This is a genomic window from Bradyrhizobium sp. UFLA05-153, assembly GCF_054185185.1.
The window spans coordinates 21,091-44,021 of sequence record NZ_JBBIAM010000082.1; the positions used below are offsets into that span (position 1 = coordinate 21,091).

A 22,931-nucleotide genomic window follows, 5' to 3' on the forward strand; every position below is an offset into this window, starting at 1 on the left:
TCAATTCCCGTGCAGCCGCGCGGTCGCGCGTCGCGCGAACCATTCGGCCGCAATCAGCGCGCCGAGCGCGAGCACGATCGAGATGATCACGAGCCGTCCCGCCGCGGCGTCGCCGTCCGGTGTCTGGATCAGCGAATAGATGGCGCTGGAGATCGTCTGGGTCTCGCCGGGGATGTTGGAGACGAAGGTGATGGTCGCGCCGAATTCGCCGATGGCCTTGGCAAAGCCGAGCACCATGCCGGCGAGCACACCAGGCAAAGCAAGAGGCAGCGTGACCGTCAAAAACACCTTCCATGGTGCCGCACCCAGCGTCTCCGCGGCCTGCTCGAGCCTGCGGTCGATCGCCTCGATCGAGAGCCGGATCGGTCGCACCAGGAGCGGAAACGACATGATACCGCAAGCGAGCGCGGCGCCGGTCCAGCGAAACGCGAAGACGATGCCGAGATAATCCGCAAGCAAGCCGCCGACGAGGCCGCGCCGGCCGAACGTCAGCAGGAGCAGATAGCCCGTGACGACCGGCGGCAGCACCAGGGGCAGGTGCACCAGAGCGTCGAGCAGCGACTTGCCCCAGAAATCACGCCGCGCGAGCAGCCACGCCAGCGCGATGCCGAACGGCGTCGCCACCAGCGTCGCGACGACCGCGACCCGCAGGGAAAGCAGGATCGCGGTCCATTCGGTCGGCGAGATCTCAAGCATCAAGTCGTGGGGCTGATCAGGAACTTGAAGCCGTACTTCTCGAGGATCGTCTTGGCCGTCGTCGAGCGCAGGAAGGTGAGATAGTCAGAGGTCTCGCCCTTCGCGCTCGTGGTGGCGGCGACCGGATAGATGATCGCGGGATGCGAATCGGCCGGGAAGGTACCGACGATCTTGACGCCGGGCTCGACCTTGGCGTCGGTCGAATAGACGATGCCGAGCGCGGCCTCACCACGCGCAACAAGCGTCAACGCAGCACGCACGCTCTCGGCCATGGCGAATTTCGGCTCGGCGGCCTGCCATGCACCGAGCTTCTCCAGCGCGGCCTTGGCGTATTTTCCGACCGGCACCGACCTCACGTCGCCGGTCGCGATCTTGCCGTCGCCGGCGAGCTTTGCGAGATCGAAACCCTGGGCGATCGTGACGTTGTCGATTTTCGAATCCTTCGGCGCGATCAGCACGATGCTGTTGCCGAGCAAATTGACGCGGGTCGGCTCGTTGATGGTCTTTTTGGAGATCGCATAGTCCATCCAGTCGGTGTCGGCGGAGACGAACACGTCGGCCGGCGCGCCCTGCTCGATCTGCTTGGCCAACACCGAGCTCGCCGCATAGCTCACCGTGAACTTGACGCCGGTTTTGGCGGTGTAGGCCGCGTCGATCTCGTCGAGCGCGTTCTTCATCGAGGCGGCGGCGAAGACGGTGATGGTCTTGTCCTCGGCCTGAGCCGGCGCGAAGGCCGCGAGCAGAATGACAAAAGCAGAGACAAGGGCGGGAAGGCGTGACATCGGAAGCGCTCCATGCGCGCGTGCAGGCGCGCCCAAATGGCGCGCGCAGGACGGCGTTGGTTGAGTTAGGGCTGCGACCGGCGGAAGCGCTGTTCCGACAACCCCGACCGACTTACGGTCCGTCGGGATATCGCGGGCGGACCATAACAGGCTGGTGGAACAGGTCAAAGGCGGCTTTTAGCCCGCGTGACCGCCTATTCGCTCGGCAGGATCGCGATCGACACCGAATTCTCCTTGGCGCCGCTGACCTGGAGCAGGAAAGGCTTGGCCGAAAGCTCATATTTCATGGTCTTGCGGATGCCGTCGCAATCGGTCGCGCCGCTGAAGGCCACGGGCTTGAGGAAATGGCCGTCCTGGACCACGTCGACCCAGGCGCCGGCCGACAGGCTGATCGTGTAGAGCCCCGCCTTGGGCGCCGTCTTGAAGCTCGCAAAGCCGGCAAAGGTGCCGTCCTTCGGCGCACGCTCAGGCGGGGAGGGCAACCTGGCTTCGCCAGGCGTCACCAGCGCCAGCGTGACGGCGGATGCCGGCACGGCCGCCTGCTCGCTCCCCGATGCGAGCTTGGTGTGATCAGGCGCGTTGAGCGCAGCGCGCTCCCGCTCGATCGGCCATTTGAACTTATCGCAGCCGCTCGGCTCTTCCGCCGCGAAAGCGGGGGTGGCACCAAGCAGCAGTAACGCAACAACCAGCGGCCTGTGCATCTCAATCCACCGCGATCATGACGTCGGACGCCTTGATCACGACCGTGACCTGACCCTTCGCCTTGATGCCGAGATCATCGACGGCCTCATTGGTGATCGAGGACGTCACCATCGTGCCGTTGCCGATATCGACGCGGACATGGGACGTCGTCGCGCCTTTGGTGACCTCGACGACGGTACCTTTGATCTGATTGCGTGCACTGATGCGCATGGGGTTCTCACAATTGCTCTCGGCGCGCCGGCGTCGCCGCGCGCATACGAATGGGGCGGTAGGTGAGGCGGGATGCGGCATCCCGGCATGCCGCCCGCTTACGGCAGGGCAGCGACGTATTCTAACGCATTCGGGAGGCGATCGACCAGCCGGCTGACGAACTTGTTACGGCTTCGCGTCCGGCGCGCGCAGCACGGCTTTGCAGGCGGCGGGCATTTGCGCCAGCGTCATCGGCGGCTTCGGCTTGGGTGGGGTCGGCGGCGGCTTCGGATGCAGCACGCCTTCGCTGAACCAGTAGGCGAGATCGGACGGCTTGCAGCCTTCGTCCTCGGATTGCGAGGGCTGGCTCTGGCATTCGCCGGCGCCCGGCGGGCAGCGCATGCGGATGTGGAAGTGATAGTCGTGGCCCCACCACGGCCGGATTTTCGACAGCCAGGAGCGGTCGCCCTTGGCCTCGCGGCAGAGCGCCTTCTTGATCGCGGGATTGACGAAGATGCGCTGCACCGCCGGCTCCTGCGCCGCATCGCGCAGCACCAGCACGTGGCCAGGGGTGAACACGTTTGGATCGATGTCGAGCCGGTCCTCACGCACCATCATCACGGCGGACGTCTCTTCGCGCTCCTCTCGCGAGAGGCGATGGTCCGGCATCGGCGTCAGCCAGATGTCGGCATCGAGGCCGATCTGATGGCTGGCATGGCCCGACAGCGCGGGCCCGCCGCGCGGCTGGCCGATGTCGCCGACCAGGATGCCCGGCCAGCCGGCATCCTTGTGTGCCTTGGCCGCGAGGCGCTTGATCAGTGCGATCATGTCCGGGTGGCCCCAGTTGCGATTGCGCGACAGCCGCATCACCTGCCAGTTCTCGCCGTTGAGCGGCATCTGCGCCGCGCCGCCGATGCAGCCCTTGACGTAGGAGCCGATGACATGCGCCGGCCCCGTCGAGGGCAGCAGCTTTCGCGCGAACAACTCCTTGGCGCCGAGCTTGGGGTCGTTGGGATTGGCGAGCGGCGGCAGCGGTTTTGGGTTAACGCTGCCCTTGTCCTGAGCCAGCGCGCTGCCGGCGTTCAGGAGGACAAGCAAAAGCAGGAGGGGGGTGAGGCGGCAGGGACTCATGCTGCGCCCCTTATACCCCAATGCGACCTCGGGGTTAACTCGCGCCAGCTGAATGTGAACCGGAACAACAAAAACTGATACAAACTCGGGGATATCTGAGGTCAGCCAAGGACATTGCATGAGCCCCGCGGATTGGAGATATTGGAGCGCGCTTTTTGCCGCCACGATATTCTTGAGCCACTCAGCCGCCGCCACTGGCGAGTGTGACAGTCAAGACCCCGAGGCTGCGATCATAGACTGCACGCAGAGCATCGATTCTGGGAAATGGAAAGGCTCCCATCTGGCGGCTTTCTACACCAATCGAGCTGCCGCCTATCAAGCCAAGGGCGACCTCGACCGCGCCATGGACGACTTGAATGAGGCGATCCGTCTCGATCCCAAATTGGCCATGGCCCTCAACAATCGCGGCGCCGCCTATAACGAGCAGGGCGACAACGACCGCGCCATCGCCGACTACGATGCGGCGATCCGCATCGATCCCAAATTCGCCATGGCCTTCCAAAATCGAGGTAACGCTTACCACGACAAGGGCGACAACGACCGCGCCATCGCCGACTACAATGTGGCGATCCGGCTCGATCCCAAATTCGCCACGGCCTTCCAAAATCGAGCTGGCGCCTACCACGACAAGGGCGACAACGACCGCGCTATCGCCGACTACAGCGAGGCAATCCGGCTCGATCCCAAATCCGCCATGGCCTTCGTCAATCGAGGTAATGCCTTCAACGACAAGGGTGACACCGACCGCGCCATCGCCGACTTCAACGAGGCGATCCGTCTCGATCCCAAACGCGCCAAGGCCTTCATCAATCGAGGTAAGGCCTTCAGCGACAAGGGCGATAACGACCGTGCCATCGCCGACTACAGTGAGGCGATCCGACTCGATCCCACATTCGCCATTGCCTTCCAAAATCGAGGGAGTGCCTACCACGACAAGGGCGACAACGACCGCGCCGTCGCCGACTACGGCGAGGCGATCCGTCTCGATCCCAAACGCGTCAAAGCCTTCGTCGGTCGCGGTATGGCGTTTCGCGCCAAGGGCGACAACGACCGCGCCATCACCGACTACAGCGAGGCGCTCCGGCTCGATCCCAAACGCGTCGGCGCCTTCCTCGGTCGAGGTCTGGCGTATCGCGCCAAGGGCGACAGCGGCCGCGCCATCGCGGATTTCAATGAGGCGATCCGGCTCGACCCCAAGGAGGCCAACGCCTTCGTCATTCGAGGCATCGCTTATCACGCCAAGGGCGATGACGACCGCGCGATGGCCGACTACAATGAGGCGATCCGGCTCGATCCGAAATCCTACGTGGCCTACGTTCTCCGAGGGCGCTCATATTTCTTTGCCGGCTCAGCCGAAAAGGCGCTGGCCGATTTAAGCCGGGCAAGCGCGAATGCTCCGGAGGATGGCTATTCGGCGTTGTGGCTCGACATCGTCAGTCGGCGGAACAATCTCCCGAGCCGTCTGGCGCAAGCCAGCTCCAAGGTCAACATGACCGTCTGGCCGGCGCCTGTCATCAGATTGTTCATGGACCAGATGACGCCTGCTGACGTCCTTGCTGCCATAGACGATCCCGACGCCGCCAAGAAGAAGGACAAAGCCTGCGAGGTGCATTTTTACAGCGGGGAGCTTGCGCTGACGAAGGGGTCCAAGGATGAAGCAACCCGCCTTTTCCGTCTGGTCGTGAGCGATTGCCCGCAAGATTTCGACGAGCGGGATGGCGCCATTGCCGAACTGAAGGCGCTTGGCGCAGCGCCGTGAGCGCAAGTTTCTTGTTCGCGCCCGACGCCGTTGCCGGCGCAGTCTGCAAGACGTCGGATCACTTCACCGCTTGAAGCGCGGTCGTGAAGACGGCGAGATCGGTTCGCGCCGTCTCGTCCGGCACCAGCTTGGGAAGGTCGGCGAGCTGTTCGATGACGCGCGCCCGATCCTGCGGCAGGAAAAAGTCTGCCCAGACCTCGCGCGTGTCGCGGATAGCGGCCGCCACCAGACGGGCGTTGGCGGGCTTGCCGCCGCTCTCGATCACCGAGCAGATGGCCTCGAGGATGTACTCGGCCATGTTTTTGCGGATGCCCGCGTACGCCTGCTCGCGCACGCGCGTGAGCTGTTCCGGCGCGAGCCCCGCCCGTGACATCTTCATCGAAACCGCCATGCGCGCCTGACCGCGGATCATGAAGTTCATAGCCGCCGCGTACTGGTCGCCATACTCGGTCATGTTGCGCTGGAGCGCCGCGAAATCGGGCTGCGGCCCCGGCTTCGAGCCGTAGAGGGTGAACAATTTGCTGGTCGCGTTTACGGCGTCCATCCAGTGGGGCAGCCAGTCAAGATCGCTCGCCTGCGCGGGGGGCAGCGCGTTGAAGGCGTCGAGATCGAAGATGCGGCCGAGAAGGGCTGCGACCTCCGGCCGGGTCAGGTCAGGCCGCTCATCCTTTTTCGTCACCCCATCGACATAGACCCGGAAGGCCTGCGCGGCCTCCTTCGCGGCGGCGACATCGCGCGCGCCGTCCTGCGCGAGCGCCGGCGAGGCGAGTGCGAGAAGGATGAGGAGGATTCTGACGATCGGCATGGGGAATCTCAATGGGCACGCGCCGCTGACCGCCACGATGGCCGTCGTTTGTCGCGGACCGCGCCGCAAAGGTTCACTGCCGATGGCCCGCTTGCGGCGGCGAAAACCGCCGCCAGTGCGCCCATAACGAACTAGATCGGGACTTGCGCGACCAATCGCATGACCGGATCAAAGGAGCCAGGAAATGAAGGACAGGACATTTTGCATCGGGACATCTTGGATCGGCCTGCTCGTTGCCTTGAGTATCGGCATCTGCAGTGCGGCGGCCGCCACGCCGCCGATAGCTCCGCCCTCGGGTTACAACATCGAAGACGAATACACCCGGAAATCGCCGGATGGCGCGGTGACGATCGAGCAATATCTGAACAAGGAGACGGACGACTGGAAATGGCAGTTCTGGGCGCGCCGGCAGGGCGCATTCACGCTGCTTGATCCGGAGCCGGCCGGCTATCCCGCGGGATTTGTCTTCACCAGCGATCTGAAATGGATCGTTCGCGGACAGAAGACCGGCTCGGGCGAGTCGACGCTCTATCTGTATCGCCTAACGCCGCAGGGCTATGTGCGCGCGAGCAAGAAGCCGCTCGGCGATCTCGCGTGGGACTATATGAAGTCTCGACCCGACTGGCGAAAGATCAAGAAGGCGCCGGAGTATCACGAGGCGGCGTATCTGCTGGAGGGGCTTGAGGACAACTATCGCGGGCTCGGCGTCGATTGGCCGGCGAACCGCTACCTTCTGATCGGCCTGTCGGGGGATGCCGACGTCAAGGGTCGCAAACACGAGCAGACCGGCGTGGTGAACGGCTGGCACTGCAGATATGACCTGGAGACCGGCAAGTTCGACGTGCCGCCAGTGTTTTCACGCGACAATGCGAAAGCTGTTGTGCCCAAATAGCCAGGCGCTGATTAGGGGGGCGATTAGGGTTCTCTGCGAAAACTCAGCCCCGACGGGGCTGACGGCGGCCTCTCTTAACGCCGCAATAACCGTATGTTGGATTGATCAAAATTCGTGCGATGACGTCAGGAACGGCGCTGCCCTGCATACAAACGGACACGTATTCGGAATCGATTCATAGGAAGCGCGCATTTTTGCGCCACCCCTCCTTCCAATAGCGACCACCGTATTCGCCTATCGCGACGGCCAACACGCGGTCGCCCCGCAAGCGAGCACGAAAGTACGATTCGCGCGGACGCAGAGCGGTGCGCTCGGCCGGCGGCGCGCTCAAGATTACTTTCTTTTCAGACACTTGTCGGACAACTTGCGACTGCTAAGCGCGAGTGGGACGGGCGAAGTTGAGTTTGGGCTCTCGAAAAGCAAGAAAGCGAAAGCGGACGGCGCTCACCTGGGCAGCCCGACGATCGCGCAAGCCCGCGTCGAAGCGCGCTGAGTTTCATGATGCGCCGGTCGAGATCGATGCCCTCGTGCAGAGCCGCGCGGAAGCCGAAGCTGCGATCGCGGATGCGCGCAAATCGCATGAGCGGCTGCGCCAGGCCATCGACATACTGCCGCAAGGCATCGTGTTTCTCGACCCCGAGGGGCGCTACGTCCTCTGGAACAAGAAATACGCCGAGATCTACGACAGGACCGCCGATCTGTTCGCGGAAGGCGCGCGGCTGGAGGATACGCTGCGCATCGGCGTTGCGCGCGGCGAATATCCTGACGCAGCCGGCCATGAAGAGGAATGGCTCGCCGAGCGGTTGCAAAAACTCTATCAGCCCGGCGGGCGTCACGAGCAGAAGCTTGCCGACGGCCGTGTCATCCTGATCGAGGAGCGCCTGACCGATGATGGCGGCCTCATTGGCCTGCGCGTCGACATCACCGAATTGAAGCAGCGCGAGGCTTCGTTCCGCCTGCTGTTCGACGGCAACCCTGTGCCCATGATCGTCTGCGCGTTGGACGACGAGCGCATCCTCGGCGTCAACGATGCCGCGGTCGCGCACTACGGCCACAGCCGTGCCGAATTCGAGAAGCTGACGATCCGCTCGTTGCAGGCCTTCGACAGCGAGCCGCCCTGGACAAGTGGCCGGAGCAGCGAGGAGCAGGCCGCGCGCACCTGGAAGCATGTGAAGGCCGACGGCGCGCTGATTGATCTCGCAATCTATTCGCGCGAATTGACCTACGCCGATCGGCCGGCGGTGCTGCTGGCGCTGATGGACATCACCGAACGCAAGCGCGCCGAGGCGCGGCTTGCCTTCATGGCCGAGCACGACGGTCTGACCGGGCTGCCGAACCGCAATCTGCTGCGTCAGCAGATCGACGAGATGCTACTGCATACGCGCCGCAACGCGGAGAAGGTCGCGGTGCTGATGCTGGGCCTCGACAATTTCAAGGCGGTCAACGACACGCTCGGCCACGCGATCGGCGACAAGCTCCTGCGCGGCGTCGCCAAGCGCCTGCGCTCGACCCTGCGCGAGGAGGACGCGCTGGCGCGGCTCAATTCGGATGAATTCGTCGTCGTCCAGAGCGGCCTGACCCGCCCGGAAGATGCGGTGGGGCTCGCAAAACGGCTGCTGGAAGCCATCGCCGATCCCTATCTGCTCGACGGCCATTCCGTCGTGATCGGCGCTTCCATCGGCATCGCCATGGCGCCCGGCGACGGCGATGACTCCGAGAAGCTCTTGAAGAGCGCCGACATGGCGCTGTCGCGCGCCAAGCTAGATGCGCGCGGCACGTTCGCCTTCTTCGAGGCGGCGCTGCATGCGAAGGCGCAGAGCCGCCGCAAGATCGAGGTCGAGCTCCGCGACGCGATCCAGAACGACGTGCTGCGGCCGTTCTATCAGCCGCTAATCGACCTTTCGAGCGGCCGCATCACCGGCTTCGAGGCGCTGGTGCGCTGGCCGCATGCCGAGCGCGGCATGGTCTCGCCGGCCGAGTTCATTCCGGTCGCCGAGGACACGGGGCTGATCAACCCGCTCGGCGGGTTGATGCTGCGCCGGGCCTGCGCGGATGCTGCGACCTGGCCGGACGACGTCCGCGTCGCCGTCAACCTGTCGCCGCTGCAATTCCGCAGCGGCAATCTGCTCTCGATGGTCACCGAGGCGCTGAAGCATTCCGGCCTGCCGCCGCGCCGGCTCGAGCTCGAGATCACCGAGACGCTGCTGCTGGAGAAGAGCGCCCAGGTGCTGGCGACGCTGCATGCCCTGCGCGCGCTTGGCGTGCGGATCTCCATGGACGATTTCGGCACCGGCTATTCCAGCCTCAGCTACTTGCGCAGCTTCCCCTTCGACAAGATCAAGATCGACCAGTCGTTCGTGCGCGATCTCGGCGCCAACCGCGAATCGCAAGCGATCATCCGCTCCATCGTCAGCCTCGGCAAAGGCCTGGGCGTCACCATCACCGCCGAGGGTGTCGAGACCGAAGCCGAGCTGAGCTGCCTGCGCGCCGAAGGCTGTCATGAGGGGCAGGGCTTCCTGTTCAGCAAGGCGCGTCCCAATACCGAGATCGTCAGCCTGCTCGCGGCGCAGCGCGGGGCGGACGTGCCGGGCGACGCGGGCGCCGCGCTGGTCGCCTGATTGAACCTGTGGTCGTCGTCCGGCGTCTGATCATTGGATCAGCATCGGAACGGACCCATGAGCCTCAATGACCAAGCCCTAACGGATGGGCCGCGTTATGCCCGCTTCTCGCGGCGGCTGAAGGCTATCCTGCTCGACTGGATGCTGGCGATGGCCCTGCTGTTCGGGGCCGTGGCGCTGGCGAGCAACGCGCAGAGCGATACGCTGGCCCGAATCCTCGGTGTGTCGGTCGTCGTAATTCTGCTGCTTTACGAGCCGGTGCTGGTCTGGTGGACCGGCGGTACGCTCGGGCACTTCTGGGCCAATTTGCGCGTTGTCGACGACCACGGCGGCAACCTGAGCTTGGCAAAGGCGCTGGCTCGCTTCGCCGTCAAGAGCGTGCTGGGCTGGTACTCCTTCCTGACCATGACCGCCACCCGACGCAACCAGGCGGTTCACGATCTCCTGACCCATTCCACCGTGCAGATACGCAATCCGCTCAAGGCCAAGCCGGGACAATTCGTTACCGAACGAAGCGAGGACGACCCGGCGATGCCTTCTCGATTGCGGCGTGCGCTCGTGACGGCGGTCTATCTCGTCCTCGCCGTCCTGTTCTATTTCGGCGTGCTCGCGGCCCTGCTTCGGGCTGGCCTCTTGTCCCGCGCCTGCCTCGATCGTGATGTCTGCTCGGGAGGCGACCGCATCGTCGACTTCGCCACGGCCGTTGCCTTCCTTCTGATGATTGCTCTCATCATCGGCATGGGCTGGCGAGGCAGGCTGCCCGGCGCGCGCAAGGCGTAAACAAGATTCAGTAGCTGGTTTCGACGCCGGCCGACAAAATCGCGTTACCCACATCCTCGTAATGCGTGTCGCGCGCCTGGATCTGCTGGGCGATCGCATGCATGTCGCGAAAGCGCCGCTCGAACGGATTGTTGCGGAACACCGCGGTCGCACCCGCCATGTGATAGGCGGCGTCGACCACCTTCGACGACTGATGGATGGTCCAGGTCGCGGCCAGCCGCACGGCGGTACGATGCGGCTCCCTGAATTCGCCTGACGCGGTCAGCTCGCGCCACATCGCGCCCGCCGTCGCATAGAGATAGGCGCGCGCCGCACGCAGGTCGCCTTCGGTGCGGCCGATCAGGCCTTGCACGGCGGCATTGTCGCGCATCGCTTTCGTCGCGAGTGATTGGTGCTTGCCGCGCGCGAGCGTGATTGCCGCATCCAGCGTCGCCCGCGCGACGCCGAGCGAGACCGCGGCAAAGCCGAGGCTGAAAGCCGAGCCGGTGCCGAGCCCGTAGAGCGGTCCGGTTTCGCGCAACGCAGACGGCACGTCGCGGAACGTCGCGAACCGCTCGGGGATGAAGAGATCGCTGACCTCATAGGAATCGGTGCCGGTGCCGGCGAGGCCGATCGCATGCCAAACGTCATGCAGCGTGGCGCTTGCGACCGGAAACAGGATGGTGCGCGCCTCCGGCGAGCCATCGGCATTTTTGCGCGGCACGCCGTCAGTGCCGACGATGCGGACATGCGCGCCCAGCCAGCTTGCCTGCCGCGAGCCCGAGGCAAAATCCCAGCGTGCCGTGACGCGGTAGCCGCCCTCGACCGCGCGCGCCTCATGCGCAACCGCGCCCCAGGCGAGGATGCCGGGCGGCGTGTTGAAGATCTCGCGCGCCGTGTCGTGGTCGAGCGAGGCCGCGATCATCGCGCAGACGCCGCACTGTCCGAGGCACCAGGCGACCGACGCGTCGGCCTTGGCGACCTCTTCCAGCATCTGCATGAAGACTTCGGGCGCGGCCTCGGCGCCGCCAAGGCCCTGCGGCAGCAGCGCGCGGTAAAGCCCGTTCTCGATCAGAGCTGCGACGACGGGCTGCGTCAGCCTCCGCTCGCGCTCGATTGCGTCCGCCTCGCGTCCAATCAGCGGCGCAAGCGCCCGTGCCCGTTCGGCCAGGCCAAATCCGGGAAGTTGGGTCATCCGCGTTTCCTCGCCCATTCTTGTCGTGAGCTGTGAGGACGGGGATGGTGGTCTATTTGGCGGGTAGGATCAAGGCGAGAGACCCCTCGTTCCGGGGCAACGCATCGGCGTCGAGCCCGGCATTCCGCTTACGGGACAGAAGCGGACATCAACCGGCCGACGACCCAGCCGAATCCGTCGAGAACGATCCAACTCAGACATCCAAGGCAGATAAGGAAGGAGCATGGCACTCTGGCGGACGGCGGGGGTCCAGGTGATGATGCACTAGAGGAGGCAGCAGACATCTGCCCGCCTCGCCGAAGTGGGTACTACTTTAGAGTGTCAACGAAATATGTGATTGCGGCAAACTGCCCTCTTCACCGCTTCCGCCGAAAAACTGATTGTACAGCTCCGCCGGGGAAAAGTGGCATTGGCTGCTTTTGAAACCTGCGATTTTGTTTTCGTTGGAGGTGATTAATGTCGCTCGCGTTGGTTGAAGCTGCGCATTCCGGGTTGGAGCTCGATCTGTCGCCGATTGAGCCATCCTGGATCATTGAAGGCAATCCGGAAGCTCGCTCGCGCCTGCTGTCGACGAGCGCATGCAACACTGCCAAGACCCTCATCTGGTCCTGCACTGGAGGCAAGTTCAACTGGTACTACGACCTCGACGAGACCATCATAATCCTCGAAGGCTCGATCGTGCTTGAGAGCGAGGGTATGCCGCCGAAGCGCTATGGCGTTGGTGACGTGATTTATTTTCGCAGGGGTGCGCGCGTCAAATGGCACGTCGAGGGTTATGTGAGGAAGCTCGCCTTCCTCCGGCTGAATAATCCGTTCCCCTTCGGCATCGCCATCCGCGCAGTCAACAAGCTCAAGTCCTTAATCGCGCGGAACAGCCCGGTGATTGCGGCGGCTGGCATCGTCATTCCGGAGTAGGATCGCACTTCCGGTTGGTTCGTCGCGACATATCGCGCGGCGGTGCCGGCTTGATCGAAAGCGGGGCAAAGCGGACGGAGCCTCACGCCAACGGCTTTATCGGTACACGGCTTGGTCAGGCCGGTACCTTGCGGTCGATCAGGCTGCTTGCCGTTTGCGGCCTGTCGCAAATCCGGCGGCGTCTCACTCACGCTGGAACGCTCCTACGGCTGGATGATCCTGTCGCGCATCGCAATCATCACAGCCTGCGTGCGGGTTACCGCACCCAATTTTTTGCAACAGTTCTTGATGTGCTCCTTCACCGTCCGCTCGGTTATATTCATCGCCTCTGCGATCTGATCGCTCGTCCGGCCGAGGGCCGCCAGCGTCAGCACCTCGCGCTCGCGCTCCGATAGGATGATGTGCGGCGCGTCAGGCGTGCCGCGCAACCTGAGCACCTGATCAAACGCGTACAGCGCCATGAAATGCAGCGCAGGCAGGTCATGCTCCGGCAGCTCGTCCTCGTGGCCGCCGAACCATACCTGGCCCAGCCGGCCAGCGGGTGAGGCGACCGGGACCACGTATCCATCCTGCAGGCCCCAGTCCCGTGCCCGCTGCACCATCTCGTAAGGCCAAGTCCTACAGCCAAGTGTCGGGTTGTGCACTGCGTGACCCAAACACTCGGCCAACGCTCGATCCGCCGCGAGTCTCGCAGCTCGGTCGTCATGCAGTTCGTCCAAATTTTTCAAGTAAGCGACTGCCGCTATCTGCAAGAGATCGAAATCAGATTGGCCGGTATCACGCAGATTGGTGACGTAGCGACGGAGGGCGGAACGCCTGTTGTCGTTCTCGCTGACACCGCTGTGGAGCAGCAGGTAGTTCCGCCACGCGAACGCACACGCACCTTCTATGGCCTGAGAAGTCATGGGCACCTCCCAAAGGCCAGAGAAAGACTGACGACCCGTTTCGTTCCGCGGATCTTTCAGATGTAACGTTGTTCCGTAGCTGCGCCGCAAGGTGGTTGCACGCGGTCGATGTCGATACGGCAGTCGGCAGCTGTCCATTACACAATCGGTCAATACGATTGGCTGTTCAAACGGCGTCGGGCCGGGCCTTTCGAGTGACGGGCTTACCCGAATGACCGAGCGCGTGTTCCCTAGAAAAGACGCTGCAGAACATGCGAGACTTCCGGTTCAGGCTCTTCGTTTCGCAAGGGCTGAAGGCGAGGGCGCTGGCGCCTTGATTGTGCATGGCGATGCTGTATTCTCGTGGGGCTCGCGCAGCAAATGCCGCTTGAAGCAAAAGCCTCTTTTTTCTGCCGCACAACCCCAAGGTGCTAGTCTCGTTATCCATTAGCGTGGCCCTTATTCTTGGCCGCCGCCAATGAGGTCGCGGAATGAGGAGCGTTTTCTCGACAAGTGCTGCCGTGCGGCTGACGATACTCGCAGTTTCGGCTCAAAAAGCGAGCGCCGATCGGACGCCGATCAGACAAGGTGATCGAATGAGGCGGCTAGAGCTTCTGATTGCGCTCGTCGGTAGCGCAGCGCTGTCGCCGTTCGTGGCACGCGCGCAGTCGCGTGCGCCGATGGCGCGGATTGCGATGTACAGTGCCACCGAACCTTTGGCCTCGATGTCTTCCATCTTGCGGGCCATCAGCGAACCCGCGGGACGAGCTTTCCTTCAGGGTTCTCCATGTCCCGTCCGCCTCGAGGTTTGGGTTCTGGTCGCCTCAAATACTGCAATACGGTGATCAAGACACCATAGCTCGATGGCGTTGGTGTCAACCAATTGCCGGGCGCGCTCTCTTGCTTCCTGCTCGTCGGCGCAGTTCAGATTGGCCACGCTTATAACGTGGCGGTCCTGATCCAAAAGGTAAGCTCGGTAGTGTGCCATCCCCACGCTCCCAGCTGAGAAAACAGTACTCCACGGCGCAAAGGGAGACTACGGTGATCTGATGCTCGCGTGTTCACGCTTGATGTCTATCCATCTCAAGGCCGCTCTGACGGAGGAGCCTGACCGCGCGCGAATACCGCTGTGAGCTGATCCTGCCGGATCAATGCCCGCGACGCCACAGGCAAAATGTCAACGTGTCGTTGAAGTGGCGGCCGTTCTCATTGATCCAGCGGGAAGGATCAAGGTGAGAGGCTCCTCGCTCAGGGCGACGTATCAGCGTCGAGTTTGGCATCTCGCTTACAGGATAGAAGCAGCATCAACCGGCCGATGGCCCCGAGAAATTCGTTGAAAATGACCCAGCTGGGACATTGGGCCGCGGCCTGTGGATCTTGGATCAAAGCTGATTCCACCCATCTGACGGGGTGCTCGTTTGAGCCAATAAGATGCTTCATCAAGAGCTTGCGAAGATGCGACGACGTGAGCTCATAGCAGCGATTGCTACCACCGTAGCAGCCTGGTCGCTGGCCGTGCGGGCGCAGCAAGGTGGGCAAAAACTTCGTCGTATCGGACACTTAATCGGAGGAACGCAGGCAGGAACGTTGCGGGTTAGCGTCGGGCTAATCGAGGGTCTGCGCGATTTGGGATATATTGAGGGCCGCGACTACATCGTCGAGTATCGGTACGCCGAAGGGCACTACGACAGATTTCCTGATCTTGCGGCCGAACTGGTTCGTTTGAACGTTGACGTCATCGTATTGGGCACGCCTGCAGCCATTCCCGCGATGCGGAAGGCAACGAGTACAATCCCGATTATCATGGCTGTCGTGAGCGATCCGGTCGGTAATGACTTCGTCTCGAGCCTCGCGAGGCCGGGCGGCAATATCACTGGCCTCGCGACCTCCCATGAGAGCACGACCGCAAAGCAGATTGAACTGTTGTCCGAGATTCTGCCGAAGCTTTCGCGCGTCGGGATTCTTGCCAACCCGGACAGCCCTACTGTCCCGAACCTGGTAGCGGCTCGGGAAGCGGCTCGGCAAGCCGTTGTTGAACTCGTTCAGGCGGACGCGCGAAACGCAGACGAAATCGACGTCGCATTCGTCAAGTTTTCCCATGAGCGGATCGAAGCGGCTGTCGTTATCCCTGACTCCGTCTTTGCCTTGCATCGCAGGCGCATTGCGGAGCTGGCGATGAAGGCCCGGCTGCCGACGATGTTCGGTCACCGCGAATACGTGGTTGATGGGGGAACTTTCAGCTATGGCGAGGATATTAAGGATTTCCTCCGCCGGTCGGCGGTTCTCGTCGACAAGATTTTCAAGGGCGCTAAGCCCGCCGATTTGCCGATCGAGCAACCCAACCGGTTTTTTCTGACTGTCAATCTCACCACAGCGAAGTTGATCGGATTAAACCTCCCCGAATCATTCCTGTTGCGCGCCGACGAGGTGATCGAATAGGAGGCAAGGAATGATCTTGCAGAAATGTCGCAGTTTGGCCCTTCGCGACATACTACGCCGTCGCGCGCACTTGACCGCTAACGGGGCAATGCGGACGGAGCCTTCGTCGCGTCACGCCAACGGGTTTTTGGGTACGCAGCCTATCAGGCCGGCGCTTTTCGGCCGATCAACCCGAACACGATCATCACGATGCTGATGCCGCCGACGACGCCTGAGGCTTCGCCGACCGTGCGCATCAGGGCGACGGGATCGTTGGACCACGGCGTCATGTCCCGCATGAACAGGAAGAACAAGGCGGCCAGAGCCAAGAGCACGACGCCTACGGCAATCAATCGCCAGTTTCGCTTCCGCATGACAGCCTCTCCCCTGTGCCGCCCCCAGGCGGACGCGGCAGATCACTCAGCAGAAGATAGTGTCGTTGATTTCGGTTCGGGTTCGATCAGCCCACGAAATAAAGCTGGGCTCGGCGATCCATCTTCACCGACGCAAGTAACGTCGAACGCTATTTGCTGTCGGCTTCCCGCCAGAGTGTCCAGATCCAGCCGGCGAAGGTCGCGACCAGCACGGGATAAGCGTAGGTCGGCAACGGTGTGGACGTTGGCGCTAGCGGCTCACCCCAGAAAATTCTCGCCGCGGTGACGATGAACAGGACCGCGCTAACGATGCCCAGGATTCGGATTGGCGTGGCGAACAGCCCGGGGATGCTGATGAGGAGAAGTGCTGTCCCCCAAAGAGCGCTGCCGGCGGCAAATGCCGGGATGCTGCCTGCAAGACCCGCGGCCGGGCCTGACAGCATGACGACACTCTCGCCGATGGCAAAAACCAGAAAGCCGCCGGCGACAACGTCATGTCCTGCGCGAAAGTATTTTGTCGCGAGCAATGCTGCGGCCATCACAAGTCCCGAGCCGTCGATCGCCCACAGAATCGCCTGCAGGTTCTGTTGCGTGACCATGGCCCCCGCCATTCCCAGGGCGCCACCAAGTGCAAGGCCTACGGCCGCGATAAGGTTGATCGAACGATGCATCTTCGTCCCCCAGCAGGACTGTACCGGTCCCACGGGCTGCGATGATGCCATCATGCCGGTGATTTGCCCGGCGTGTCAAATGGATTTCGTAAAACCAGAAGGCGCCGTGCCGGCAGTCGCCGGCTACTTTGCATGGGGTTGTTTTCGAGCTTTTTGTTTGCCCGGCCGCGGCAGCCTCAGGCCAGCCCCGGTCTCTCCCGCCTCAGCTCTCCACCTTCAGCGTGGAATGACGATAGAGCTCAGCTATCGACCTTCAGCGCGGCAATGAAAGCTTCCTGCGGGATGTCGACCTTGCCGAACTGCCGCATCTTCTTCTTGCCTTCCTTCTGCTTCTCCAGAAGCTTGCGCTTACGCGTGATGTCGCCGCCGTAGCACTTCGCGGTGACGTCCTTGCGCAGCGCGCGCACGGTTTCGCGGGCGATCACCTTGCCGCCGATCGCTGCCTGGATCGGGATCTGGAACATGTGCGGCGGGATCAGCTCCTTCATCTTCTCGACCATGGCGCGGCCGCGGCCCTCCGCCCGGGTGCGATGCACGAGCATCGAGAGCGCGTCGACCGGCTCGGCGTTGACCAGGATCTGCATCTTGACGAGATCGGCCGGCTTGTAGTCGGTGAGATGATAGTCGAACGAGGCGTAGCCCTTGGAGACTGACTTCAGGCGGTCGTAGAAGTCGAACACGACCTCGTTGAGCGGCAAATCGTATTTCACCATCGCACGGGAGCCGACATAGGTGAGCTCCTTCTGCGAGCCGCGGCGGTCCTGGCAAAGCTTCAGCACACTGCCGAGATATTCGTCGGGGGTGAGGATCGTGGCCTCGATCCAGGGCTCGTCGATCTCGGCGATCTTGACCACGTCGGGCATGTCGACGGGATTGTGGATCTCGATCTCCTGGCCGTCGGTGAGCTTCATCTTGTAGATGACGCTCGGCGCGGTCGCGATCAGATTGAGATCGAACTCGCGCGACAGCCGTTCCTGGATGATCTCCAGGTGCAACAGTCCGAGGAAGCCGCAGCGGAAGCCGAAGCCGAGCGCGGCCGAGGTCTCCATCTCGAAGGAGAAGCTGGCATCGTTGAGGCGCAGCTTGCCCATCGCGGCGCGCAGTGTCTCGAAGTCGTCGGCGTCGACCGGGAACAGGCCGCAGAACACGACCGGAATTGCCGGCTTGAAGCCCGGCAGCATTTCCGCGACCGGCTTCTTGTCGTCGGTGATGGTATCGCCGACACGGGTGTCCGCGACTTCCTTGATCGCGGCGGTGATGAAGCCGATCTCGCCGGGGCCGAGCTCGTCGACCTGCTGCATCTTCGGCGTGAAGAAGCCGACGCGCTCGATGTCATAGGCCGCGCCCGTGCCCATCATCCGGACGCGGCTGCCCTTCTTCATGACGCCGTCGACGACACGGATCAGCACGACGACGCCGAGATAGACGTCGTACCAGCTGTCGACCAGCAGCGCCTTCAAGGTGGCGTCGCGGTCGCCCTTCGGCGGCGGCAGGCGGGTGACGATGGCTTCGAGCACATCGGGGACGCCGAGGCCGGTCTTGGCCGAGATCATCACCGCGTCCGACGCATCGATGCCGATCACGTCCTCGATCTGCTGCTTGATCTTCTCCGGCTCGGCGGCCGGAAGGTCGACCTTGTTCAAGACCGGGACGATCTCGTGGTTGTTGTCGAGCGCCTGGTAGACATTGGCGAGCGTCTGCGCCTCGACGCCCTGGCTGGCGTCGACCACGAGCAGGGAACCCTCGCAGGCCGCCAGCGACCGCGAGACCTCGTAGGCGAAGTCGACATGGCCGGGCGTGTCCATCAGGTTGAAGATGTAATCCTTGCCATCCTTGGCGCGGTACGAGAGCCGGACGGTCTGCGCCTTGATGGTGATGCCGCGCTCGCGCTCGATATCCATGGAATCGAGCACCTGTTCCTTGCCGGCCATTTCGCGCTCGGACAGGCCGCCCGTCATCTGGATCAGGCGGTCGGCCAGCGTCGATTTGCCATGGTCGATATGGGCGACGATGGAGAAATTGCGGATGTTGGAAATGGGGGCGGTCGTCATGGGGCGCGGGATACCACTCACATCCCCGTGCGGCAACCATTCCCTTGATCTCCCGGGGATCGCCCCGGGGCTTCCCAAACCTTCCACCCATCGATTTCAGGCGGCGCCTCTGCTATTTTTGCGGCTTTCGATGGTGGAAGCGGGCCATGCGTTGGAAAATTCTTTGCATTGTCCTAGTTGCCGCATTTTTTACCTCCCCAGCCACGGCGGAGAAGCGCGTAGCCCTCGTCATCGGTAACTCCGCCTACCACAGCGTGCGGCGGCTGGAAAATCCGAAGAACGACGCGCAGCTGGTGGCCAGTACGTTGCAGCGGCTCGGCTTCACGCTGGTCGGCGGCGCCGCCCAGGTCGAGCTGGACAAGGCGGGCTTCGACAATGCGGTCCAGCACTTCGGTAGCCAATTGATCGGCGCCGACGTCGCCTTGTTCTACTACGCCGGGCACGGCATCCAGATTCGGGGAACGAACTACCTCGTGCCGGTTACGGCGAACCCGACCCGCGAGACGGACGTCGATTTCCAGATGGTCGATGTCGCGCTGGTGCTTCGACAGATGGACGGAGCAGGTACCAAGCTGAACATCGTCATCCTTGATGCCTGCAGGAACAATCCGTTTGGCGGACGAGGACTCCGCGCTTCCGACGGCGGCCTGGCGCAAATCCGCGCACCGGAGGGAACGCTGCTCTCCTATGCGACACAGCCTGGAAACGTTGCGCTCGACGGGGATGACGGGCATAGCCCCTACACGCGGGCGCTGGTCGAAGCGATACAACGGCCCGGGCTCGATGTGCTTCAGACGTTCAATCAGGTGGGACTCTCCGTGAAGCGTGCGACCGGCAGCGCGCAGCAACCCTGGGTTTCCACCTCCCCGATCGATGGCTCGTTCTACTTCTCCGGCGGCCCAGCAGCCCAGGTCGCGACGGTCGACGTGCCGGCAACGGTCGTGCCGCCCACCTCCAACCTTCCTTCTTCCGCGCCTTCCGTGACGAGGACTCAATCGGATTTCCTTTTTCCGGAATCGGATACACGCCTGCTTGCCGATAGCGATCTGAGGACGTTGAGCAAGGATGAGCTGCGCCTTGCCCGCAACGAAATCTTTGCGCGGCGAGGGCGCTACTTCAACTCGCCAGATCTGACGGCCAGGTTTTCAAGATTTGCCTGGTACGTGCCCCACACCTGGAACCCCGAACTGAACGCCGTCGAGAAAGCAAATGTCGCATTGATCGAGCATTACGAATCCGGCGGTTCGCCTCAAAGCGGATTCATCTTTCCCGATTCGGATTGGCGCCTGCTCACGCCCGCCGATCTGCGCGGGCTTTCGAACGACGAGCTCCGCATCGCGCGCAACGAGATCTTTGCGCGTCGCGGACGCTATTTCGAATCGGCGGATCTGAAAGCCCGCTTCGAGCGCTTCCCGTGGTATTCGCCCAACACATGGAATCCGAAGCTCAATTCCATCGAGGAGGCCAACGTCGCGCTGCTCGATCAGGCCGGCAAGCACCGATGATCGCGTCGCGGGCGGCCCGCGTCCTCATCGTTCTCCTGCTTGCACCCGCGCTCGCGAAGGCCCAAACCAGGACCGAATTGCTCGATCGGCTGGTTCGTGCCTATCCCGAAGCTCTGTCGAGCCACGACGGCAAGCACATTCTTTGGCGCGATGGCTCTGTCATGCCCGTGGACGACGGCGTCGACGACAAGTCTTTTGATCAGCGCCTACGCAATGCCTCCATTCTCGACCAGCTGCGTTTGCTCTATCCTGTCGGCGCTTCCGCGCCCCCTGCATTGAACGCTGATCCCGGAAGGTTCCGGAACGAGGCGTTCTTCAGGAAGATGTATGGCGACTGCCACAATGGAGAGATCCAGCGGAATCTCGTCACCGTCGTCTGGCTACCCCGGTCATGGGGGAAGGCGATCCAGGTGACGCGGATAAATGGCGTCGCAGATCGGCTCAGGGAAGTGTCAGCGGAAATCGATAAGCTCGATCCCGCGCTGAAGGCTGCTGCCTTTCCAATTGCGGGCGTTCTGTCGTGCCGGCCCGTCGCCGACACGGGAAGAATGAGCATGCATGGCTATGCCGCCGCGATCGATCTGAACTTGCGATACTCCGACTATTGGTTGTGGGCGGGTCGGAGCAAGTCCATCCCCTACAAGAACAGGATGCCGCGGGAGATCGTCGACATCTTCGAACGCCACGGATTCATCTGGGGCGGCAAATGGTATCACTACGACTCCATGCACTTCGAATATCGCCCGGAACTCCTGGCTGGCGATTCTCGATAACTCTTCCGCGCCGGAGGAGTGTTCAGCGATTCTCATTCACGCCAAGCTGATTTCACTAAAGCGCAAAACGCGCTAGGCAACGGCTTATGTCGACGACCTCAATCCCTTCACCCGGAACGCACGCGAAACGCGCTTTGAACCCCAGGCGGCTCGTGGCCCGGCTGGTCGCCAGCGCCACCGATCCCAGAACCCGCCTGTGGCTGGTGATCCAGCTCGCCGTCCTCCATGCAGTGATCTGGACCTTCATCCTGATCAATCTTAAGGCTGCACAGGACGTTCATATGGACGTCGCAGAAGCCTATGCCTGGGGCCAGAAATTGCTGCTCGGCTATGGCAAGCACCCGCCGCTGTCGGGCTGGATCGCCGGCCTCTGGTTCATGGTCCTCCCGCCGAAGGACTGGGCCACCTATGCGCTCGCGATGGCGACCGTCAGCGTCGGCATGGTGATCTGCTGGCTGATCGCGCTGCGCGTGGTCGATGCCCGGCGCGCGTTCCTCGTCCTGGTGATGGTCGCGCTCTACCCGATCTTCAATTTCAAGGGTTTCAAGTACAACCCGGATCTGTTGCAGCTCGTCACGCTCCCGCTTCTCATGCTCGCCTATCTCAACGCGTTCGAGAAGCGGAGCTGGCAATCCGGCGTCCTGCTCGGGCTCGCCGGTGCGCTCGCGCTGATGACGAAATACTGGGTGCTGACCATGATCGGCGCCGTCGGCCTTGCCGCGCTGATTCATCCGGATCGCGTCAGGTTCCTGGCCTCGCCGGCGCCGTGGGTTGCGATCGCAACGCTCATCGTCGCGATGATCCCGCATGGCATCTGGCTCGCTGATGCGCATTTCGTGCCGCTGACCTATGCCGGCGACACCTATAGCCTCGCCGATCAGTCGCAGATCAACGAGCTCGTACGCGGCTACGCTCTGCACAATTTCGCGCTGCTCGCGCTTCCCGTGGCGCTGGCGGCCCTCGCAATGGCGCTGGTGCCGCCGTGGTGGAGATTGCTCATGCGCGATCCGCTGGCGATCGTCACCCGCGCCTGGGCGCGCGGCGACAATCCCGGCGTCAACATCTCGCAGGCGCTGAATATCTGGATCATCCAGATCATCGTCGCGGTCGGCCCACCGCTCGGCGCGCTCGCCTTCAGCGTCTATCTGAAGACCGACTGGGGTATCTCGCTGTTCTTCCTGGTGCCCTTGGCGCTGGTCTCGATCCCGGCGCTGCGCGTGCAGCGCGCGAGCCTGTTCAACATCACCGCGATCTGGCTCGTGCTGTCGCTGGCAACGCTCGCCGCCTCGCCCTGGATCGCCGCGCGCGAGATGGCAGCGAATGCCGGCAACACCGCGACCTATGGCGCGCGCTCGGAGCTTGCGCGCGAATTGACGCAGGCGTGGCGCAGCCGCTTCGGCTCACGCTGGCCGATCGTCGCCGGCACCATGGAAACCATCCAGCCGATGGCGTTCTACAGCCCCGATCATCCGAGCCCGTTCACGCCGCACGAGGCCTGGAGCTCCGGCCTGACCGCCGCGGAGGACGTCAAGCGCCTCGGCTTCATCGGCGTGTTCGATCCGACCGACGGCCGCGCGGGCGATTTCGACAAATGGGTCAAGGAAACCGCGCCGAACGCCGAGCGGATCGTGATGACGACACGCCGCTTCACCCATGGCAAGGCAGGCCCTGCGATGACGTGGAACGTCTACATCGCGCCGCCGGGAGGGTGATCCTGATCGCAGCAAGCTGTAGCTGTAGATTCCATGGGGCGGTGAGCGAGCCCTATCCGGTAGGTTTGGGTTACCACACTCGAACCATCGGAGAGTCTGA

Annotated in this window: 20 protein-coding genes; 9 read left to right on the forward strand and 11 right to left on the reverse strand. The window is 62.9% G+C overall.

Going from position 1 to position 22,931, the window contains the following annotated elements; translation table 11 throughout:
- The 5 genes from modB to mepA all read right to left on the reverse strand — a co-directional run bounded on the left by modB (position 1) and on the right by mepA (position 3,500).
- Positions 1-696, reverse strand: a complete 696-nt coding sequence (gene modB / locus Q2941_RS34955) for a molybdate ABC transporter permease subunit (protein WP_458195295.1) — start codon at positions 694-696, stop codon at positions 1-3.
- Positions 696-1,478, reverse strand: a complete 783-nt coding sequence (modA, locus tag Q2941_RS34960) for a molybdate ABC transporter substrate-binding protein (protein WP_458195297.1) — start codon at positions 1,476-1,478, stop codon at positions 696-698. Before modA ends, modB begins: the two co-directional genes overlap by 1 nt.
- A 194-nt stretch (positions 1,479-1,672) precedes the next feature.
- The gene (locus Q2941_RS34965; protein ID WP_458195298.1) at positions 1,673-2,179 is read right to left on the reverse strand and encodes a hypothetical protein; all 507 of its coding nucleotides are present in this window, start codon (positions 2,177-2,179) and stop codon (positions 1,673-1,675) included.
- Position 2,180: 1 nt separating this feature from the next.
- Complete coding sequence (locus Q2941_RS34970) at positions 2,181-2,390, reverse strand: TOBE domain-containing protein (protein WP_027520867.1); 210 nt, start codon at positions 2,388-2,390, stop codon at positions 2,181-2,183.
- Positions 2,391-2,555: 165 nt separating this feature from the next.
- A complete protein-coding gene (mepA, locus tag Q2941_RS34975; protein ID WP_458195300.1) occupies positions 2,556-3,500 on the reverse strand; it encodes a penicillin-insensitive murein endopeptidase in 945 nt (314 codons plus the stop codon).
- 118 nt (positions 3,501-3,618) lie between these two features.
- Here mepA and Q2941_RS34980 point away from each other — a divergent pair, with 118 nt between their 5' ends.
- The gene (locus tag Q2941_RS34980; RefSeq protein WP_458195301.1) at positions 3,619-5,259 is read left to right on the forward strand and encodes a tetratricopeptide repeat protein; all 1,641 of its coding nucleotides are present in this window, start codon (positions 3,619-3,621) and stop codon (positions 5,257-5,259) included.
- Between the two features lie 58 nt (positions 5,260-5,317).
- On the opposite strand, the gene Q2941_RS34985 is transcribed toward Q2941_RS34980, so the two are convergent.
- Complete coding sequence (locus tag Q2941_RS34985) at positions 5,318-6,100, reverse strand: hypothetical protein (protein ID WP_458195302.1); 783 nt, start codon at positions 6,098-6,100, stop codon at positions 5,318-5,320.
- Positions 6,101-6,248: 148 nt separating this feature from the next.
- On the opposite strand from Q2941_RS34985, the gene Q2941_RS34990 reads away from it, so the two are divergent.
- The 3 genes from Q2941_RS34990 to Q2941_RS35000 all read left to right on the forward strand — a co-directional run bounded on the left by Q2941_RS34990 (position 6,249) and on the right by Q2941_RS35000 (position 10,354).
- Positions 6,249-6,956, forward strand: coding sequence for a hypothetical protein (locus Q2941_RS34990; RefSeq protein WP_458195304.1), 708 nt, complete (start codon positions 6,249-6,251; stop codon positions 6,954-6,956).
- A 527-nt stretch (positions 6,957-7,483) separates the two neighbouring features.
- A complete protein-coding gene (locus Q2941_RS34995; RefSeq protein ID WP_156944041.1) occupies positions 7,484-9,574 on the forward strand; it encodes a putative bifunctional diguanylate cyclase/phosphodiesterase in 2,091 nt (696 codons plus the stop codon).
- A 57-nt stretch (positions 9,575-9,631) separates the two neighbouring features.
- Complete coding sequence (locus tag Q2941_RS35000; RefSeq protein WP_458195305.1) at positions 9,632-10,354, forward strand: RDD family protein; 723 nt, start codon at positions 9,632-9,634, stop codon at positions 10,352-10,354.
- A gap of 7 nt (positions 10,355-10,361) precedes the next feature.
- Here the strand turns inward: Q2941_RS35000 and Q2941_RS35005 are convergent, their stop codons facing one another.
- Positions 10,362-11,528 (reverse strand): acyl-CoA dehydrogenase family protein, encoded by a 1,167-nt coding sequence (locus Q2941_RS35005; RefSeq protein WP_458195306.1) that lies wholly within the window; start codon positions 11,526-11,528, stop codon positions 10,362-10,364.
- A gap of 456 nt (positions 11,529-11,984) precedes the next feature.
- Here Q2941_RS35005 and Q2941_RS35010 point away from each other — a divergent pair, with 456 nt between their 5' ends.
- Complete coding sequence (locus Q2941_RS35010) at positions 11,985-12,443, forward strand: cupin domain-containing protein (protein ID WP_027520860.1); 459 nt, start codon at positions 11,985-11,987, stop codon at positions 12,441-12,443.
- A gap of 203 nt (positions 12,444-12,646) precedes the next feature.
- Here Q2941_RS35010 and Q2941_RS35015 read toward each other — a convergent pair whose 3' ends face one another.
- Complete coding sequence (locus tag Q2941_RS35015; protein WP_458195307.1) at positions 12,647-13,348, reverse strand: helix-turn-helix transcriptional regulator; 702 nt, start codon at positions 13,346-13,348, stop codon at positions 12,647-12,649.
- A gap of 1,410 nt (positions 13,349-14,758) precedes the next feature.
- Between Q2941_RS35015 and Q2941_RS35020 the strand changes: the two genes are divergently transcribed.
- Positions 14,759-15,766, forward strand: a complete 1,008-nt coding sequence (locus Q2941_RS35020; protein WP_051389579.1) for an ABC transporter substrate-binding protein — start codon at positions 14,759-14,761, stop codon at positions 15,764-15,766.
- A gap of 143 nt (positions 15,767-15,909) precedes the next feature.
- On the opposite strand, the gene Q2941_RS35025 is transcribed toward Q2941_RS35020, so the two are convergent.
- The 3 genes from Q2941_RS35025 to lepA form a co-directional block, all read right to left on the reverse strand.
- Positions 15,910-16,119 (reverse strand): hypothetical protein, encoded by a 210-nt coding sequence (locus Q2941_RS35025; protein ID WP_458195308.1) that lies wholly within the window; start codon positions 16,117-16,119, stop codon positions 15,910-15,912.
- Between the two features lie 149 nt (positions 16,120-16,268).
- Positions 16,269-16,790: a hypothetical protein gene (locus Q2941_RS35030; protein ID WP_458195309.1), complete on the reverse strand. Its 522-nt coding sequence runs from the start codon at positions 16,788-16,790 to the stop codon at positions 16,269-16,271.
- 239 nt (positions 16,791-17,029) lie between these two features.
- Positions 17,030-18,841, reverse strand: a complete 1,812-nt coding sequence (gene lepA / locus Q2941_RS35035; protein ID WP_254109990.1) for a translation elongation factor 4 — start codon at positions 18,839-18,841, stop codon at positions 17,030-17,032.
- Between the two features lie 146 nt (positions 18,842-18,987).
- Here lepA and Q2941_RS35040 point away from each other — a divergent pair, with 146 nt between their 5' ends.
- The 3 genes from Q2941_RS35040 to Q2941_RS35050 all read left to right on the forward strand — a co-directional run bounded on the left by Q2941_RS35040 (position 18,988) and on the right by Q2941_RS35050 (position 22,831).
- Complete coding sequence (locus Q2941_RS35040) at positions 18,988-20,346, forward strand: YARHG domain-containing protein (protein WP_458195310.1); 1,359 nt, start codon at positions 18,988-18,990, stop codon at positions 20,344-20,346.
- Positions 20,343-21,119: a M15 family metallopeptidase gene (locus Q2941_RS35045; protein ID WP_458195311.1), complete on the forward strand. Its 777-nt coding sequence runs from the start codon at positions 20,343-20,345 to the stop codon at positions 21,117-21,119. Before Q2941_RS35040 ends, Q2941_RS35045 begins: the two co-directional genes overlap by 4 nt.
- 86 nt (positions 21,120-21,205) lie before the next feature.
- Positions 21,206-22,831, forward strand: a complete 1,626-nt coding sequence (locus Q2941_RS35050) for a glycosyltransferase family 39 protein (protein ID WP_458195312.1) — start codon at positions 21,206-21,208, stop codon at positions 22,829-22,831.
- Positions 22,832-22,931: the final 100 nt, after the last annotated feature.

What these genes read in the sequence shown, in the direction of transcription:
- Q2941_RS35005 (WP_458195306.1), bottom strand. Translation starts at nt 11,528, where the DNA reads ATGACCCAACTTCCCGGATTTGGCCTGGCCGAACGGGCACGGGCGCTT.
- Q2941_RS35015 (WP_458195307.1), bottom strand. Translation starts at nt 13,348, where the DNA reads ATGACTTCTCAGGCCATAGAAGGTGCGTGTGCGTTCGCGTGGCGGAAC.
- Q2941_RS35020 (WP_051389579.1), top strand. Translation starts at nt 14,759, where the DNA reads ATGCTTCATCAAGAGCTTGCGAAGATGCGACGACGTGAGCTCATAGCA.
- modB (WP_458195295.1), bottom strand. Translation starts at nt 696, where the DNA reads ATGCTTGAGATCTCGCCGACCGAATGGACCGCGATCCTGCTTTCCCTG.
- Q2941_RS34965 (WP_458195298.1), bottom strand. Translation starts at nt 2,179, where the DNA reads ATGCACAGGCCGCTGGTTGTTGCGTTACTGCTGCTTGGTGCCACCCCC.
- Q2941_RS35025 (WP_458195308.1), bottom strand. Translation starts at nt 16,119, where the DNA reads ATGCGGAAGCGAAACTGGCGATTGATTGCCGTAGGCGTCGTGCTCTTG.
- Q2941_RS34980 (WP_458195301.1), top strand. Translation starts at nt 3,619, where the DNA reads ATGAGCCCCGCGGATTGGAGATATTGGAGCGCGCTTTTTGCCGCCACG.
- Q2941_RS34990 (WP_458195304.1), top strand. Translation starts at nt 6,249, where the DNA reads ATGAAGGACAGGACATTTTGCATCGGGACATCTTGGATCGGCCTGCTC.
- modA (WP_458195297.1), bottom strand. Translation starts at nt 1,478, where the DNA reads ATGTCACGCCTTCCCGCCCTTGTCTCTGCTTTTGTCATTCTGCTCGCG.
- Q2941_RS35040 (WP_458195310.1), top strand. Translation starts at nt 18,988, where the DNA reads ATGCGTTGGAAAATTCTTTGCATTGTCCTAGTTGCCGCATTTTTTACC.
- lepA (WP_254109990.1), bottom strand. Translation starts at nt 18,841, where the DNA reads ATGACGACCGCCCCCATTTCCAACATCCGCAATTTCTCCATCGTCGCC.
- Q2941_RS35045 (WP_458195311.1), top strand. Translation starts at nt 20,343, where the DNA reads ATGATCGCGTCGCGGGCGGCCCGCGTCCTCATCGTTCTCCTGCTTGCA.
- Q2941_RS35010 (WP_027520860.1), top strand. Translation starts at nt 11,985, where the DNA reads ATGTCGCTCGCGTTGGTTGAAGCTGCGCATTCCGGGTTGGAGCTCGAT.
- mepA (WP_458195300.1), bottom strand. Translation starts at nt 3,500, where the DNA reads ATGAGTCCCTGCCGCCTCACCCCCCTCCTGCTTTTGCTTGTCCTCCTG.
- Q2941_RS35030 (WP_458195309.1), bottom strand. Translation starts at nt 16,790, where the DNA reads ATGCATCGTTCGATCAACCTTATCGCGGCCGTAGGCCTTGCACTTGGT.
- Q2941_RS35050 (WP_458195312.1), top strand. Translation starts at nt 21,206, where the DNA reads ATGTCGACGACCTCAATCCCTTCACCCGGAACGCACGCGAAACGCGCT.
- Q2941_RS34970 (WP_027520867.1), bottom strand. Translation starts at nt 2,390, where the DNA reads ATGCGCATCAGTGCACGCAATCAGATCAAAGGTACCGTCGTCGAGGTC.
- Q2941_RS35000 (WP_458195305.1), top strand. Translation starts at nt 9,632, where the DNA reads ATGAGCCTCAATGACCAAGCCCTAACGGATGGGCCGCGTTATGCCCGC.